Source organism: Pseudonocardia sp. Ae717_Ps2, assembly GCF_001932475.1.
Classification (GTDB): Bacteria; Actinomycetota; Actinomycetes; order Mycobacteriales; family Pseudonocardiaceae; genus Pseudonocardia.
This window is the reverse complement of the sequence record NZ_MCIS01000001.1, coordinates 1,153,628-1,170,213: the sequence shown is the minus strand read 5'-3', so window position 1 is coordinate 1,170,213 and position 16,586 is coordinate 1,153,628. Positions and strand designations below refer to the sequence as shown.

Annotated in this window: 12 protein-coding genes; 7 read left to right on the top strand and 5 right to left on the bottom strand. The window is 75.9% G+C overall.

Annotated elements, in window-relative coordinates:
• The first annotated feature begins 2 nt into the window (after positions 1-2).
• Both Ae717Ps2_RS05635 and Ae717Ps2_RS05630 read left to right on the top strand, forming a co-directional pair.
• Positions 3-239 (top strand): Lrp/AsnC family transcriptional regulator, encoded by a 237-nt coding sequence (locus Ae717Ps2_RS05635; protein WP_020627802.1) that lies wholly within the window; start codon positions 3-5, stop codon positions 237-239.
• Positions 240-267: 28 nt separating this feature from the next.
• Complete coding sequence (locus Ae717Ps2_RS05630) at positions 268-789, top strand: DUF3515 domain-containing protein (protein WP_158071460.1); 522 nt, start codon at positions 268-270, stop codon at positions 787-789.
• Here Ae717Ps2_RS05630 and Ae717Ps2_RS05625 read toward each other — a convergent pair whose 3' ends face one another.
• Positions 790-1,860, bottom strand: coding sequence for a D-alanine--D-alanine ligase family protein (locus tag Ae717Ps2_RS05625; RefSeq protein WP_075307684.1), 1,071 nt, complete (start codon positions 1,858-1,860; stop codon positions 790-792).
• Positions 1,861-1,968: 108 nt separating this feature from the next.
• Positions 1,969-3,306, bottom strand: coding sequence for a PLP-dependent aminotransferase family protein (locus tag Ae717Ps2_RS05620; protein WP_075307686.1), 1,338 nt, complete (start codon positions 3,304-3,306; stop codon positions 1,969-1,971).
• 68 nt (positions 3,307-3,374) lie between these two features.
• On the opposite strand from Ae717Ps2_RS05620, the gene Ae717Ps2_RS05615 reads away from it, so the two are divergent.
• The 5 genes from Ae717Ps2_RS05615 (at position 3,375) to Ae717Ps2_RS05595 (ending at position 10,587) form a co-directional block, all read left to right on the top strand.
• Positions 3,375-4,028: a pyridoxamine 5'-phosphate oxidase family protein gene (locus Ae717Ps2_RS05615; RefSeq protein WP_075307688.1), complete on the top strand. Its 654-nt coding sequence runs from the start codon at positions 3,375-3,377 to the stop codon at positions 4,026-4,028.
• 98 nt (positions 4,029-4,126) lie between these two features.
• Complete coding sequence (locus Ae717Ps2_RS05610) at positions 4,127-5,107, top strand: mechanosensitive ion channel family protein (protein ID WP_075312166.1); 981 nt, start codon at positions 4,127-4,129, stop codon at positions 5,105-5,107.
• A gap of 23 nt (positions 5,108-5,130) precedes the next feature.
• Positions 5,131-5,514, top strand: coding sequence for a globin (locus Ae717Ps2_RS05605; protein ID WP_020622424.1), 384 nt, complete (start codon positions 5,131-5,133; stop codon positions 5,512-5,514).
• A 186-nt stretch (positions 5,515-5,700) separates the two neighbouring features.
• Positions 5,701-7,083: a hypothetical protein gene (locus tag Ae717Ps2_RS05600; RefSeq protein ID WP_075307690.1), complete on the top strand. Its 1,383-nt coding sequence runs from the start codon at positions 5,701-5,703 to the stop codon at positions 7,081-7,083.
• A gap of 36 nt (positions 7,084-7,119) precedes the next feature.
• On the top strand, positions 7,120-10,587 hold the full coding sequence (locus Ae717Ps2_RS05595) for a hypothetical protein (protein WP_143510317.1): 3,468 nt from the start codon (positions 7,120-7,122) through the stop codon (positions 10,585-10,587).
• Positions 10,588-10,611: 24 nt separating this feature from the next.
• On the opposite strand, the gene Ae717Ps2_RS05590 is transcribed toward Ae717Ps2_RS05595, so the two are convergent.
• The 3 genes from Ae717Ps2_RS05590 to Ae717Ps2_RS05580 are packed head-to-tail and all read right to left on the bottom strand — an operon-like array spanning position 10,612 to position 16,519.
• Positions 10,612-11,256 (bottom strand): hypothetical protein, encoded by a 645-nt coding sequence (locus tag Ae717Ps2_RS05590; RefSeq protein WP_020628052.1) that lies wholly within the window; start codon positions 11,254-11,256, stop codon positions 10,612-10,614.
• Positions 11,253-11,678 carry a thioesterase family protein gene (locus tag Ae717Ps2_RS05585; RefSeq protein WP_020628053.1) on the bottom strand — a complete coding sequence of 142 codons (426 nt, stop codon included), beginning with the start codon at positions 11,676-11,678 and terminating at the stop codon, positions 11,253-11,255. The genes Ae717Ps2_RS05590 and Ae717Ps2_RS05585 overlap by 4 nt, the downstream gene beginning before the upstream one ends.
• An 8-nt stretch (positions 11,679-11,686) precedes the next feature.
• A complete protein-coding gene (locus Ae717Ps2_RS05580) occupies positions 11,687-16,519 on the bottom strand; it encodes an NAD-glutamate dehydrogenase (RefSeq protein WP_083702546.1) in 4,833 nt (1,610 codons plus the stop codon).
• Positions 16,520-16,586 lie beyond the last annotated feature (67 nt).

Below are 16,586 nucleotides of genomic sequence, written 5' to 3'. Positions count from 1 at the left end.
CCGTGGTGCAGGCATACATCCTCGTCCAGACCGAGGTCGGCAAGGCCGCCTCGGTCGCCTCCGAGATCGGGGGTCTGCCGGGCGTCGTCTCGGCCGAGGACGTCACCGGCCCGTACGACGTGATCGTGCGCGCCGAGGCGGACGACGTCGACGAGCTCGGCCGGCTGGTCGTGGCCCGGGTGCAGAACGTCAACGGGATCACCCGGACGCTCACCTGCCCCGTGGTCAAGCTGAGCTGAGACGGGGACAGACGTGGCAGGGGCACGCGTGTCACCACCGGTCGTGGTGGCACTCGCGCTGCCCCTGCTGCTCGCCGTCGTCGTGGCGGGGCTCGCGGTCTGGGCCCGCCTGACGACGGGGCCGGACACCGGTCCCCTGGAACTGCCGGCACGGGCCGCACCGCAGGCGTCGTCGCCGTCGTGCGAGGCGGTGCTGCGGGCGCTGCCCACCGGGCTCCCCGGTGACACCGGTGACCTCGCGCCGCGCGAGATCGACCCGCCGGTCCCCGGCGCGCGGGCCTGGGTCGCCGAGCCCGAGCCGGTCGTGCTGCGCTGCGGCACCGAGCGGCCCGCCGAGCTGGGGCCGACCTCGCCGCTGATCGTGGTCAACGGGGTGAGCTGGCTGCCGCTGGGCACGCCGCAGGGTGCGCTCGCCACGACCTACGCCGTCGTCGACCGCGGGGTGTACCTGGAGCTGTCCGCACCCACCGAGACCGGCCCGGGGCCGCTGCAGGCGGTGTCCGACGCGGTCGTCGACACGCTCCCGCCGCAGCCGGTGCGGGTCCGCTAGCTACCGCAGCCCCGTCCCGCGGGCCAGCGCGGTGTCGATCATGGTGCTGAGCAGCTCGGAGTAGTCGAGGCCGGTGACCGCCCACATCTTCGGGAACGCCGAGCTCGGGGTGAAACCGGGCATCGTGTTGACCTCGTTGACGGTGATGTCGCCGTCGTCGGTGACGAAGAAGTCGACCCGGGCCAGCCCCTGCACGTCGAGCGCGCGGAACGCGGTGATCGCCTTCCAGCGCAGCGACTCGGTGATCTCGTCGTCGAGCTTGGCGGGGATCTGCAGGTCGGAGGTGTCGAGGTACTTGGATTCGAAGTCGTAGAACTCGCCGGTGTAGCGCAGCTCGGCGGGCAGGCTGGCGCGGACGCTGCCGTCGGGGAACTCCAGCACCGCGCACTCGATCTCCCGGCCGGGCACGGCCGCCTCGACGAGCACCTTCGGGTCGTGCCGGCGGGCCTCGGCGACCGCGGCGTCGAGCGCGGCCGGGTCGGTGACGCGGGTGACGCCCATCGAGGACCCGGCGCGGGCCGGCTTCACGAACAGCGGCAGCCCGAGCCGGTCGCGGTCGGCGAACCCGATGTCGGTGCCGGGGCGGAGCACGACACCGTCGGCGACGTGAAGGCCCTCGGCGCGCAGCAGCTTCTTCGCGAACTCCTTGTCCATGCCGACCGCGGAGGCCAGCACGCCGGCGCCGACGTAGGGCAGGCCGGCCATCTCCAGCAGCCCCTGGATGGTGCCGTCCTCGCCGAACGCGCCGTGCAGGATCGGAAAGACGACGTCGACCGAGGTCAGCGCCTCGCGCGCGTCGAGGCGGACCAGGCCGCGACCCGGCTCGCCGGGCAGCACCAGGGACTCGGCCGCGCCGTCGACCTCGGGGAGCTCCCGGCCGGAGATCGCCAGCCGGGCGGGGTCGGAGGGGCCGGCCACCCATGCGCCGTCCGGGGTGATCCCGACCGGGACGGCCTCGAACCGCTCCGGGTCGAGGTGGGTCAGCACGCTGCCCGCGGACACGCACGAGATCGCGTGCTCGGAACTGCGGCCGCCGAAGACGACGGCGACCTTCACCCGGTCGGCACTCATGGGGCCCGAGGGTAGGCGGCGGCTGCGCGGGGGCTCACAACCGGGCCGCGGCCCGGCCCTCGACACAGCCGGGCGGCGGCCCGGCCCTCGACACCGCCGGGCGGCAGCTCACCCCATCAGCGCCGCCAGCGCGGCGGTCAGCTCGGCCCGTGTCCCGGCCGCGTACCCGACGACCAGCCCGGACGTGCGGGGCGTGCCCTGGTGGTAGTCGGCCAGCCCGCGCACGGCGACGCCGCGCCCGGCGGCCGCCGCGATCGCGGCCCGCTCACCCTCGGGCGGCCGCAGCACCAGGTGCGCCCCGGCCGGGTCCCCGTGGACCGCCCAGCCCGCCGCGCGGGCCGTGGCCAGCACCTGGGCCCGGCGCTCGCGGAGCTCGCGGCGCAGCCGTCGCAGGTGCCGGGAGAGGTCGCCGTGCGCGGCGAGCGCGGTGAGGACGAGCTGCCCCGCCGGCGACGGCCGGGTGCCGGTCCGGGCGCGCAGGTCCCGCCAGGCGTCGACGACGGCGGGTGGCGCGACCGCCCAGCCGACCCCGAGCGTCGGGCTGAGGATCTTGCTCGCCGTGCCCAGGTGCACGACGTGGCCGGGGGCGAGCGCGGCCAGCAGGGGCAGCGGGGCGACGTCGTAGCGCAGCTCGCCGTCGTAGTCGTCCTCGATGACCAGGAGGTCCTCGGTGCGGGCCCGCTCGACCAGGGCGACCCGGCGGGCGGCGGAGAGCCGCACCGCGGTCGGGAACTGGTGTGCGGGGGTGGTGTAGACCGCCGCGCATCCGGCCGGGACGGCGTCGACGACCAGGCCGTCGTCGTCCACGGGCACGCCGACGACCCGCAGCCCGGCGGCCCGCAGCGCGCTGACCGCCCGCGGGTACCCCGGTTCCTCCACCGCGACGGTCGCCCCCGGGGGCAGCAGCCGGGCCAGCTCCGCGACGGCGGCGGAGGTCCCGGCGGTGGCCAGCACGGTGTCCGCGACCGGGGTGAGTCCGCGGTGGCGCAGCAGGTGCCCGGCGACGGCCTCGTGGAACGGGGCCAGCCCGTCGGCGCGGGGGCGGTCGTCCGGGGGCGGGTCGGCGGCGGCCCGCCAGGCACGGCGCCACATCGCGGGGTCCAGCGCCGCGACGCACGGCCGCCCCGGGTCCAGCACCGACGGCTCGGCCCGCGGCCGGGGCCCGGTGGTCGCTCCCGGGCCCGTGGGGGCGGGCCCGGGGACCGCGGTCACGAACGTCCCCGCGCCGACCCGACCGGTGACCCAGCCCTCGGCGAGCAGCTGGTCGTAGGCCGCTGCGGTGACCGTCCGGGACACCCGCAGCGTCGTCGCGAGCCCGCGGGTGGACGGGAGCCGGTCACCGGGCCGCAGTGCACCGCCGGCCGCCGCGGCGCGCAGGGCGTCGGCGAGCTGGACCGCCAGCGGGGTCGCCCCGGCGCGGTCGAGGACGATCGGGAGATCCGGCACAGTGGCCTTTCGTACAAGGACGGAAGTGGCCGTTCCAGGATGCCACTGTCGCCGGTCATGCTCGGGGAGTGACGCTCTCCCCCACCACCCGCAGCACGCTGGGCCGCAAGCGCGACCGGGCCGCCGTCGACCGGGCCGACCTGCACGCGGTCCTCGACGACGGCCTCGTCGCCCACCTCGGCTTCGTCCGCGACGGCGCACCCGTCGTCCTCCCGACCGCCTACGGCCGCGACGGCGACACGCTGTTCCTGCACGGCTCGTCCGGGGCCCGCTACCTGACCGGGGACACGCTGTCCTGCTGCGTGACCGTGACCCACCTCGACGGCATCGTGCACGCCCGCGCACTGATGCACTTCTCGATGAACTACCGCAGCGCCGTCGTCCACGGCGACGCCCGCCGCGTCACCGGTGAGGACGAGCGTCTGCACGCACTGCGGGTGATCGTCGAGCACCTCGCCCCGGGCGCCTGGGACCACGCCCGCCGCCCGGACCGCCGGGAGCTGGCCGCCACCGCGGTGTTCGCCCTCGACCTGGCCGAGGCGAGCGTGAAGAGCCGCTCCGGGCCGCCGTCGGACGACGGCGCCGACGTGGCCGCCGGTCTCGCCTGGGCCGGCGTGGTGCCGCTGCGAACCGTCGCAGGGCCTCCGGAAACCGCCCCTGACCTGCAGGGACACCGGCCGGTTCCGGACCACGTGCGCGACCGCCGTCACACCGGAGGGTGACGTAGCCTCGAGGGCTCCGACGCAGCCCTCACCGCCCCCGAGGAGGACTCGTGACCCCCGACGTGCTGCCCGACATCCCTCTGCAGGACGTGTCGCTGATGCCCGACTGTGTCCAGGACGCGGGTTCGTGGTGCGCCACGCTCTACCGCTGGACCAGCAACGACTTCCTGGCCCAGCACGCGGACACCCTGGTCAGCAAGACCGTCGCGATCACCGTGATCGTCGTGGTCGCGGTGCTGTTCCGCTGGCTGGCGCACCGGGCGATCGGGCGGATGGTCGACGGCGCCACCAACGGCCGGTTCACCGTGTTGGTCGGCCGGGCCCGCCGGTTGCGGCCGGGCGGCCGTGGGGCCGCCGCCCCGGCGGACCCCGGCACCCAGCGACGGGCGCAGCGGGCACGCACGATCGGCTCGGTGCTGCGGTCGATCGTCTCGGCGGTGGTGCTGCTCGTCGCGGTGATGATGGTCATGAACGAGCTCGGCTACCCGCTGGGCCCGCTGCTGGCCGGCGCCGGGGTGATCGGGCTCGCCATCGGTTTCGGTGCGCAGAACCTGGTGCGCGACTTCCTGTCCGGCATGTTCATGCTGCTGGAGGACCAGTACGGCGTCGGTGACGTCGTGGACGTCGGGGAGGCCGTCGGCACCGTCGAGGCGGTCGGCCTGCGGATCACCACGATCCGCGACATCAAGGGCACCGTCTGGTACGTCCGCAACGGCGAGATCCTGCGTGTGGGCAACATGAGCCAGGGCTACGCGGTCGCGGTGGTCGACCTGCCGATCGCGCACCACGCCGACGTCGAGGAGGCCACCGAGCTGGCCGGGAGGACCGCCACCGAGCGCGCCGCCCAGGACGACATCGCCGGGGACGTGCTGGAGGTCCCCGAGGTGCTCGGCGTCGACAAGATCGGCCCGGAGGGCGTCACGCTGCGGATCACCGTGCGGGTCAGCCCGGGCCGGCAGTGGGCGGTGCAGCGCGCGCTCAACGGCGCGATCACCGACGCCTTCGACGACCACGGCATCCCCCGGCCGATGGTGTTCCCCGGCGCGGCCCTCGACGGCCCGGCCCAGAAGCAGAACTGACAGATCCTGGGAGACTGGTCGGCGTGAGTGCACCGCAGAACTTCTACGCCGAGGTGGGCGGCGCGCCGGTCTTCCACCGGATCGTCCACCGGTTCTACGAGGAGGTCGCCCGGGACGAGGTGTTGCGGCCGCTGTACCCGGAGGAGGACCTCGGCCCGGCCGAGGAGCGCCTGCGGCTGTTCCTGGAGCAGTACTGGGGCGGCCCGCGCACCTACTCCGACCAGCGCGGCCACCCCCGGCTCCGGATGCGGCACGTGCCGTTCAGGATCGGCCCGATCGAGCGCGACGCCTGGCTGCGCTGCATGCGGATCGCCGTCGACGAGGAGAACCTCTCCCCGGAGCACCGTGACCAGCTGTGGAACTACCTGCAGTACGCCGCGGCGAGCATGCAGAACTCCGAGTTCTGACCTCGGTAGGGGCATTACCACACAGCGTGATCATCTGCCCGTTCGTCCGACGGCCATTCGAGTGATGTTCGGACGCTTTCCGGGCTGACACACCGCCGAACGTGACCGAACGCGTCCGGGCTCGTTGGACGGATCGCCGCCGCGGCACGTCGGGCGGCTCGTAGTCACCCGTCTTGGGGGTTCATCGTGAGCGTCTCTCCCGCACCGTCCGGTCCGCATCGGCACGAGCCGGTCAACGGGTCGTCCAACGGGTCGTCGCGGCACGCGCACCCCGGCGGTGACGCCGGGGCCCACCCCGACCGCCACGACGGCGAGGACGGCTCGTGGTTCACCGTCGTGCTGCGCGGCTACGACCGTGGCGAGGTCGACAGCCGGCTGGCCGAGCTCGACCACCGCATCCACGACGAGATCCGCCGCGCGGACGCCGCCGAGCAGTCGCTGTCCGCGGCCCGTGCGCAGATCCGGCGACTGCAGGAGCAGCTGGAGAACGACTCCGCCGCCCGGGCCGGCGAGGACCGCCGCGCCGAGGAGGCCGGGTTCGGCCGGCGCGTCGAGCGCGTCCTGCAGGCCGCCGAGCAGGAGGCAGCCGAGCTACGCGGGCGCGCGGCCGACGAGGCCGCGGAGATCGTGGAACGCGCCCGCCGCGAGGCCGAGGACCGTCGTTCCCGCACCGAGGAGGCACTGCTCGGCCGCGCCGCCACCCTGGACCGCGAGTTCACCTCCCGCAGCAGCACCCTCGACGACCGCGAGCGCGACGCCGACCGCCGCGAGCGCGATCTCGCCGAGCGGGAGCGCACCGTGTCCGACCGGTTGTCCGACGTCCGCACCGAGGCCGAGCGCATCCTCGCCGACGCCCGTTCCGACGCCGAGCAGACGCTCTCCGCCGCGCGCGCCGAGGCCGCCGCGCTGCTGCGGGACGCCGAGCAGGGCGCCGGGGAGCGGCGGTCGGCGGTCGTGCGCGAGGTCGAGCGGCTCGCCGCGCTGCGCGACGACGTCCGTGACGAGCTGACCCGCGTGCAGCGCACCCTCGCCGAGGAGCTGGACCGTGAGCCGGTCTCGGCCGCCCTCGACGACGCCCTGTTCGGCCCGGCACCGCTCTCCCCGCCGGCCCTGCTCACGTCGTCGCTCTCGTCGTCGTTCCCGGGGCCGTCGTCGGTCTCGTCGTCCTCCCCGGCTTCGTCCGCGGCGTCGTCCTCGGACGGGGACCCGATCGCGTCGGTGTCGGAGCTGGGCTCCCGGTCACCGATCGACCCCGCCGACCCCCTCTCCGGGTCGGGCACCGACCACGGCACGGACCACGGCACCGACGACGACACCGACGACGAGGACGCGCCCGTCACCGGCTCCCTGCTCCTCGGCCCCGGTCGCCGCCCGGCCGAGGAGGACGCCGACAGCACCACCGTCGGTCGCATCCCCCCGATCTCGCTCACCTCGATCGGGGTCCTCCCGTTCGGTGATCTCGGAACGGGCCGTGACCAGCCCCGGACCAGGACAGACGCCGCAGGCGGGACGACCCGGACGGGGCGGGGGGCGACCCGGGGTCCGGGCCCGGGACGACGCTCGCGATAATCGAATCGTTATGTGCACCCGACCGCCGCAGAACGCATGACGTCGGCGCCCGGTCACCCGGGCCCCGACGACCGCTCCCCCCGGCGTGCCGACGGCCCGTCGGGCCCCGATCCGAACCCCGACGGGCTCGGCGAGGCGATCCGGACCGGCCGCGTGCCGGTGGTCCCCGGCTCCCTGGTCGATCTGGTCATGCGGTCGGGTTCCGGGGAGGAACCGGAGCAGGAGGCCACGTCCGAGGACGACGGCGCCCGGCGCGAGCCGACCCCGACGGGCTTCACCGAACTGGTGTCCCGGGACGGCGGTCCCGCGCCCTCGGCACGTCCGACCCCGGGTCCGCGGCCCGCCGCCCCCGAACCGCCGTCGGATCCGGGTGACTACGCCGACCTCGGCGACCTCGGCGACGACCCGTTGGGCGTCGGGCCGCTGCCCGACGAACCCGGCGACGACGGTCTCGACCCCCTGCACACCCCGGCGGACCGCTTCGCGCCGCCGCCGTCGTTCGCGCCGGACTCACCGGACGGGCCGACGACGCCCGCGCCGGACGGCGCTCCGACGCCGCCCCGGCCCGCTCCGGTGGACGCTGCTCAGCCGGATCCCCGGCCCGGTCCGTCGGACTCCTCCCGGGCGGAGGACGCCCCGTCGGGTCCCGCGCCGGAGGCGGGGAGCCCCGTCACCGGGACGGGTGGGGACCGGCCGGACCCCGTCGCCACCCCGGCGGAGGGCGGCCGTCGCACCGACGCCGGCCCCGGGCCGGACGGTGTGCCGGTCACCGAGCCCGCACCGACCGTCGTCCCCCCGATCGCGCCCACCCCGCGGCCGCTCGGCGACGACGCCCGCCCCGCCGCGGGCCCCACCCCGAACCAGGACCCGACGCCGTCGCCCTCGGCCGGAGACAGCACGGGCTCCGGCGCCACCGGGTCCGACGACGAGGGCCGGGACACCGCGGAACAGCACACCGCGAAGCGGTGGCCGCCACGCCCGGCGCGCAGCAGCGCCGACGGCCCGGAGACCGACATCCTGCCCCCCGGCGCGCTGATCGGGCACTACCCGAACACGGGCTCCACCGACGGCCGGGCCGAGCAGCCGCCCGCGCGGCCCTCGACCCCACCGTCCGGGAGCCGTCCGACCATGCCCGGCCACCGGCCCCCCGCCCCCGCGGGCCCGGAGCGGCGTCAGGCGCCCCGTCCGGCGATGGGTGGTGTCCCGTCCGGTCCGGCGATGGCCGGTCTGTCGGGCAACGACCTGTTCGCCACCGTCGGCGGCGACCCGGGCAGCGGCTTCGGCCGGCTCCCGAGCCGCGCCGACGACCCACAGGACTCCCGCACCGACGGCGCGGCCGCCACCCCCGACGCGGACCGCCCCTCCCCCGACGACTCCCCCGACGACGTCGACCGCGCCGACTCCCTCCGAGACGACTCCCTCCGAGACGACTCCCTCCGAGACGACTCCCTCCGAGACGACTCCGTCCGGGACGACTCCGTTGCCCGGGGCGACGTCCCGGGCCCGGCAGCCGCCGCGTTCTCCGGACCGCCCCGGACCGGGGCGTTCCCCGGCCTCGGCGCGGGTCCGGACGAGCGGCCCGGCGGAGAGGGCACCAACGGGTACCCGGACGGTCGGCCCGGCGGGCAGGGACAGCACGGGTACCCCGACGGTCGGCCCGGCGGGCCGGGCACCGGCACGTACCCGGCAGGCCGGCCGGAGCGACAGGGCGCCGGCATGTCCCCGACCGACCGCGCCGGTGGGCAGGGCACGGGCACGTACCCCGTCGGCCGACCGGGCGGGCAGGGCCCGGGGCCGTATCCGACCGACCGGCCCGGCGGCCCGGGGGCCGGTGGCCGCCCTGGCGGACCCGGTACCGCCGTCCCCCCGCCGCACGGGCCCGGCGCCCCCGGCACCGGCACGTTCCCCGCGGGCGGTGGCCCCCGGCCCGCCCCGCGCGACCCCGGTGCCCGTTCCTGGGCGCCCGCCCCCGACCGCCCCGGCCCAGCAGGACCGGACGGTCGGACCGCAGCGCGACCGGACCCCGCGTCCGACACTGCGTCCGGCTCCGCGTCCGACACCGAGACCACCGTGGTCCTGCGGGCCGTCGGCACCGACGACGAGCCGCCGACGCTGCGGGGCCTCGCCCCGGCCACCGGGCACCCGGACGCTCCGGCACCGGCGGACGGCACGGCCGGTCCGTCGGACCCGGACCAGCCGGACGCCGCGACGACCCGTCGCAACGCCGCCGCCGCGGCCTCGGTCGGGGCCGTCTCGGTGGCCGCCGCCCGCGCTGCGTCCGGCCGGGACGGCACGGTCGAGGACACCGGTGAGAGCACCGCGGTCCAGCCCGCGGCCGCGGAGGCCGCCGCCCACGCCGCGGCGACCGGGGACAAGCCGGTCACGCCGCGCCACGAGGCGATCATGTCGGCGAAGCCGCGCAACGGCCGTCGCAGCCCGTCCGCGGCCGGGCTCGCGATCGCGCTGGCGATCGTGCTCCTCGGCGCGCTGACCCTGTGGGCGATGCTGTCGCCCAGCACGTCCACCCCGGGTGCGAACGCGACCCGGCCGGCCGTCTCGGCCGGCCCGGGGACGGGGCCGCGGCCGGAGGTGGCCGCGGCAGGGACCAGCCTGGCGCAGCCGACGGTGCGGGCGACCGTGCAGGTCCCCGGCGCCCCGGTCGCCGTCGCGGCCGCCCCGGACGGCGCGACGGCGCTCGTCGCGGTCCGCGACGCGAACCGGCTCGCGGTCGTCGACACCGCGACCGACGCCGTCACCGGCGAGGTCGGGCTGCCGGCGGCGCCGCAGGGGCTGGTGACGTCCCCGGACGGCACCCGTGCCTACGTCAGCACCGGTGGGCCGGGTGGCGGGCAGGTCGCCGTCGTCGACGTGCCGGGGCGGACCGTCGTCGGCACGGCGGCCGTCGGCGGGGATCCCGGTGCGGCCTCGGTCTCCCCCGACGGCCGGTTCCTCTACGTGCCGTCGCGCACGGACGGCACCGTGCAGGAGCTCGACCCGAACGCGGGCACCGTGACCCGCACGGTGCCGGTGTCGCGCGACCCGTACGCCGGTGCCACGAACGCCGCGGGCGACCGCGTCTACCTCGCCACCCGCGGCGCCGACCAGCTCACCGTGCTCGACCCGGACAGTCTCACCGTCCTCGGCAGCTTCCCGGTGCGCGGCGGTGCCGAGTCCCTGGCCGTCAGCCCCGCATCGGTCCCGCGGACCATGGTCGCGGTCGGCGGGCCGGAGTCCGGGACCGTGATGGTCCTGGACCCCGCCGACGGGCGCGAGATCGCGACCGTGCAGGTCGACGGCGGCGCCACCGGCATGGCCTTCGCCCCCGACGGCCGTCACCTCTACGTCGCGACCCGGCAGGGTCTCGTCACCGTCGACACCGGGACCTGGCAGGTCACCGGCACCACCGACGTCGCCCCGAACCCGACCGGGGTCGCCGTCGCCCCCGACGGCCGGACCGGCTGGGTCACCGGTGACGGCGCGGTCAGCGTCCTGAACCTGACCTGAGCCGGTCCCCGCGGCGGGAACGGTTCAGGGCGCCACCGACAGCGGCAGCGACACCACGCGCCGCTTCACCACCGCCCCGTACCGGGCGTCGAGCCGGATCCACGACCCGGAGGCGGAGACCCGTACCCGGGGGCCGTCGGTCTCCTGCGGTGCCGAGCCGAGGAACCCCATCCCGGACATCGCGAACAGCACCCGCATCGGCACCGTGACCGGGCGGCCCTGGTCCGGTGGGGACACCGTCAGCACCGTCTGGTCCAGCAGCGACGCCGGCGGGCCCATCGGGCCCGCGTGCTCCCGGGCCAGTGCCAGCCCCCGGTCGGCGAGCTCGTCGAGTTCCGCGGCAGGGACGTCGTCGACCCGGGACCAGCCGTCGTCGGGCGGGAGCTCGTCGAGCCACGGCGCTGGCGGGCCGGGGTCGACCGCGGCGGAGCGGTCGACGGCCAGCGCCGTCAGCAGCGTCGACGCCTGCGCGGTGACCGGCACCGCCGGGTCGAGCTCGCCCGCCACGGAGCGGGTCACGAGCACGTCGAACGGCGTGCGGGCCCACGCGGTGACCCGGCCGACACCCGCGGTGAGCCGGACGGCGGCGGTCTGGTCGAGCCGGACGACGCGGGCGGTGAACGCGCCGAGATCGTCCCGCTCGGTCGCGTCCGCAAGCCGCAGGGTCACGACACGTCTCCCAGGTGACGCTTCAGGAAGTCCCGCTCGTCGGCGGTGAGCCGGCGGACCCGGTTCGCCCCGAGGTCGTAGAGCGCCATCCGGGTCCACGCGGTGACCGCGACCGGGTCGTCCGCGCCGGGCCCGTCGTGCAGGGCGTAGTCGAGGACGAACGACGCCGCCCGCAGCTCCCGCACGGTGATCGCGCAGCGCAGCGGCTCGGGCCGCCACGGCAGCTGCCGCTTGTAGTCCACGTGCAGCCCGGCGACGAGCAGCCCGGAGGAGAACCCGGCGAGCCCCTCCCGCCCGGCGGCGGTGAACGCCAGCGCGACGCGGGCCTCCTCGATGAGCGTGACGATCCGGGCGTGGTTGACGTGCCGGTAGGCGTCCTGGTCGGTCCAGCGCAGCGGGACCTCGGCGACGAATGCGGTCACGAGCGCCCCTACCGGGCCAGCCCGCGCAGCTGACGCGAGATCACCGACAGCGTCGCGAGGTCCAGCGACGCCGACGCCCCGATCTCCTCCAGCGCGCTGCGCGCGCGCGACAGCTTCGAGGCGTTGGCCTGCTCCCACGCGGCGATGGCCTCGTCGACGTCGGTGCCGGGCGGGGTCTCGCGCAGCGCGTCGAGGGTGATCGAGCGCAGGGAACCGTAGAGGTCGTCGCGCAGCGCGAGCCGGGCCAGCGCGTGCCAGCGGTCACCGCGGTCGAGCCGGGACACCGCGGTCAGCGCCTGGTCGACCCCGAGGTGCTCGGACAGCGCGTAGTAGAGCCGGGCGACCTCGGCGCCGGGCCGCGGCTCGGCCTCCCGGTCGGACAGCTCGACGAGCTCGACCACGTCGAGCAGCCCGTAGGTGTAGAGCGACAGCGCCGCCGGGTCCACCATCTCCGCGGGGACTCCGCAGTCACGCAGCTCCGCGGCGCGGGCCTGCACGGCGTCGAGCTCGCGGCCCTGCAACAGCTCGGGCAGCTGGGCCCGCAGCTCGGCGATCGGCCCGGCGAACCGGTTGATCTCGGCGCCGACGGCCAGCGGCTGCGGTCGGTTGGTCAGGAACCAGCGCGACACGCGGTCCAGCAGCCGTCGCGACTGCAGGACGACACCGTCGGCGACGGCGACCGGGACGTCGGCCCGGCGGACCGCGTCCCACAGCGCGGGCAGCTCGAACACCCGGGTGGCGACGGTCCAGGCACGCACGACGTCGTCCGGCCCGGCGGAGATCTCCTCGCCGAGGCGGAACGCGTAGCTGATCCCGGCCCCGTCGACCATCTCGTTGACCAGCGAGGTGCCGATGATCTCCCGGCGCAGCGGGTGGTTGCGCACGGCGTGGGCGAAGCGCTCCCGCAGCGGGTGCGGGAAGTAGGCGGGCAGCGTGGGCGCGAACGCGGGCAGGTCGGTCTGCAGCAGCCGGTGGGTCAGGTCCAGCTTGGTGTGGGCAAGCAGCGTCGACAGCTCGGGACCGGTGAGGCCGAGGCCGGCGGCGGCGAGCCGGGCGAACCCCGCCTCGTCGGGCAGCACCTCGAGAGTGCGGTCGAGCCCGGTGCGCTCGGCGAGGTCGGTGACCATCCGGGCGTGCACGGCGACCATGCCGGGCGCGTGTGCCCTGGCGACCCCGAGCACCTCGTTCTGCGCGACGTTGTCGGCGAGCACGAGCTCGGCCACCTCGTCGGTCATCGACGCGAGCAGCTCGTTGCGGGCGTCGCGGTCCAGGGTGCCGTCAGCGACCGGGCGGTCCAGCAGGATCTTGATGTTGACCTCGTGGTCGGAGCAGTCGACGCCCGCGGAGTTGTCGATGGCGTCGGTGTTGATCCGCCCGCCGAGACCGTCCGGGCCGCCGTGGCGGGCGAACTCGATCCGCCCGCGCTGGGTGAGCCCGAGGTTGCCGCCCTCGCCGACGACCCGCACCCGCAGGGCGCGGCCGTCCACCCGGATGGCGTCGTTGGCCTTGTCCCCCACCTCGGCGTCGGTCTCGCCGGACGCCTTGACGTAGGTGCCGATCCCGCCGTTCCACAGCAGGTCGGCGGGGGCGAGCAGGATCGCGTGGATCAGCTCGGGCGGGGACATCGCGGTGACCGTGTCGGCCAGCCCGAGCGCGGCGCGCATCGCCGGCCCGACCGGCACCGACTTCGCGGTCCGCGGCCACACCCCGCCGCCGGCGCTGATCAGGGAGGTGTCGTAGTCGGCCCAGGAGCTGCGGGGCAGCTCGAAGAGCCTGCGGCGCTCGGCGTAGGAGGTCGCGGCGTCCGGCGTCGGGTCGACGAAGACGTGCCGGTGGTCGAACGCGGCGACGAGCCGGATGTGGGGGGACAGCAGCATCCCGTTGCCGAACACGTCGCCGGACATGTCACCGATACCGACGACGGTGAACTCCTCGCGCTGGGTGTCGACGCCCAGCTCGCGGAAGTGCCGCTTGACCGACTCCCACGCCCCGCGGGCGGTGATGCCCATGGCCTTGTGGTCGTAGCCGACCGAGCCGCCGGAGGCGAACGCGTCGCCCAGCCAGAAGCCGTAGGACTCGGCGACGGAGTTGGCCAGGTCGGAGAACGTGGCGGTGCCCTTGTCCGCGGCGACGACGAGGTAGGAGTCGTCGCCGTCGTGGCGGACGACGTCGGTGGGCGGCAGCGTCTCGGTGGAGCCGTCGGCGCGGGTCAGCAGGTTGTCGGTGACGTCGAGCAGCCCGGAGATGAAGGTCCGGTAGCAGTCCCGGACGTGCTCGGGTGCCGGTGCGGGCCGGCGCACGACGAACCCGCCCTTCGCCCCGACCGGGACGATGACGGCGTTCTTCACCGCCTGGGCCTTGACCAGGCCCAGCACCTCGGTGCGGTAGTCCTGCTGGCGGTCGGAGAAGCGCAGGCCGCCCCGGGCGACCGGGCCGAACCGCAGGTGCACGCCCTCCACCGCGGGCGAGTACACGAAGATCTCGAACCGCGGACGCGGCAGCGGCATGTCCGGCACGGCGGCCGGGTCCAGCTTGAAGGAGAAGAACGGGCGACCCCGGAACCAGTTGGTCCGCAGCGTCGCCTCGATGACGGCGAGCAGGCCCCGCAGGATGCGGTCGGCGTCGAGACCGGACACCTCGTCGATCAGGGTGGTGACGTTCTCCAGGGCCCGCTGGTGGGCGGCCTGGCGCTCGTCGGGGTCGGCGGTGGCCGGGTCGAACCGGGCCCGGAACAGGGTGATCAGCCCCTGGGCGACCTGCGGGTGCGCGACCAGGACCCCGGCCGTGTACTGGAGCGTGAACAGCCCGCCGAGCTGGCGGGTGTAGCGGCTGTAGGCCCGCAGGACGGCGGCCTCGCGCCAGTGCAGACCGGCCCGCAGGACGAGCGCGGAGAACCGGTCGGACTCGGCGTCGCCCCGCCAGGCGGCGGCGAACGCCTCCTCGAAGCGCCGACCGGCGTCCTCGACGGTGACCGTCGGGACCGCGGGCGCACCGGCGGGCTGCGGGGGCCGGAGCCCGAAGTCGTAGAGCCAGCAGCGACGGCCGTCGGGGCGGCGGAACTCGTAGGGCCGTTCGTCGACGACCTCGACGTCGAGCTGCTGCAGCAGCGGCAGCACTCCGGTGAGGGTGACCGGGTCGTCGCCGACGTAGAGCGCGAACCGGATGTCGCCCTCGACGCTGCGGTAGAGACGCAGGTCGAAGGCGTCCTCGCCCTTCTCCCCCAGCGTCATCAGCCGGCGCAGGTCCTCGACGGCCCGCAGCGGGGTCACCGTGGCCTTGTAGGACTCGGGGACGCCGGCGAGCATCGGGCGGGCAGCGGGCCCGGCGTCGCCGAGCGCGGCGACGAGCAGGTCGTCCCAGGTCCGGGTCGCCTCGGCGACGTGGTCCTGCAGCTCGGCCAGGTCCACCGTGGGCGCTTCGGCGCCGGGGTCGGTGGTGATCGTCAGGTGCAGCAGCGCCAGCTCGGCGTCGCCGACCTGGGCGGTGTAGCTGACGTCGGTGCCGCCGAGCCGGGTGCGCAGGATGTCGGTGATCTTGAGCCGGGTCGCGGTCGTGTAGCGGTCGCGCGGCAGGTAGACCAGGCAGGACAGGAAGCGTCGGTACGGGTCGGGGTGCACGAACAGGCGCACCGCGCGGCGGGCGCCCGCCTCCAGCACACCGACCGCGGTGTCGTGCAGGCGTTCCTGCGACGAGGTGAACAGCTCCGCGCGGGGCAGCTGGGAGAACACCTCGAGCATCTGCTGCCCGGAGTAGGAGTCGGCCGGGAAGCCCGCGCGCCGGATCGCGCCGCGGATGCGCCGGGCGACGACGGGGATGTCCAGGACGGACTCGTGCCGGGCCGGCACGGTCAGCATCCCGAGGAAGCGGTGCTCGCCGGTGACGGTCCCGTCGGCGTCCCGGGTGCGGACGCCCACGTAGTACGGGTGCACCGCGCGCAGGACCCGGCTGCGCTCGCTGGCGCGGGTGAACAGCAGCAGGCCCGCGGGGTCGGCGGCGCCGGTCTCCTCGGGGAGGAAGACGTTCGCGCCGGCGTCGCCGGGGCGCAGCACACCCAGGCCGGTGTCGGTGTCGGGCCGCAGCTGCCCTTCCGGGCCGCCCTCGCCGTCGGTGCGCCGCGAGTAGTGGCGGTAGCCGACGAACACGAAGTGGTCGTCGACGAGCCAACGCAGCAGGTCGGCGACCTCGGCCGGGTGCACGTCGTCCTCGTCGGCCTCGACGGCCGTGGCGGCACCGGCACCCGAGAGGTCGTCGGCGAGTGCACGGGCGCGCAGGGTCATCGCGGCGGTGTCGTCGACGACCTGCCGGACCGCGGCGAGGGTGCGCTCCAGCTCGGCGTGCAGTGCGTCCGGGTCGAGATCCCCGGAGGACACGACGTCGACGTGCATCCACGACTCGACCGAGGCCCCCTCGGTGGGGTCGGTCGGGTCGGCGTCGGTGTCGACGCCGGTCAGCGTGCCGTCGTCGGCGCGGTGCACGACCAGGATCGGGTGCACGACGCGCCGCGCGGTGCCTCCGGCCCGGCCGATCCCGGCGAGCACCGACTCGACGATGTAGGGCATGTCGTCGGTGACGATGTCGACCGTCACGGCGTCGCCCCCGCCGGTGGTCACCCGGACGGCGGCCCGGCCGGGTTCGCGGTGCGCGCCGAGCCCGAGGTGGGTGTCGACGACGGTCGCCGGGCCGGGCAGCTCCGTGCCGCCGGCCGTGTCGGTCTCGGGCGTGTGCCGGGCGTAGAGACGGACGAGGTCCGCGGCGGCACCGCTCCCGGGGCGGGGATCACCGCCCGGCCCGTCGGTGCTCGTGGTGTTCCCGGTCTGCCCCGTCGTACCGCTGCTCACGATCCACTCCGGCCCCGTGCGTGTGCTGACGGCAGTCACCCTATCCCGCGGTACCGACGCCACCGGCGGA

Excerpts from the sequence above, each read along its gene's own strand:
- Ae717Ps2_RS05610 (WP_075312166.1), top strand. The coding sequence starts at position 4,127 with ATGCCCGACTGTGTCCAGGACGCGGGTTCGTGGTGCGCCACGCTCTAC.
- Ae717Ps2_RS05625 (WP_075307684.1), bottom strand. The coding sequence starts at position 1,860 with ATGAGTGCCGACCGGGTGAAGGTCGCCGTCGTCTTCGGCGGCCGCAGT.
- Ae717Ps2_RS05595 (WP_143510317.1), top strand. The coding sequence starts at position 7,120 with ATGACGTCGGCGCCCGGTCACCCGGGCCCCGACGACCGCTCCCCCCGG.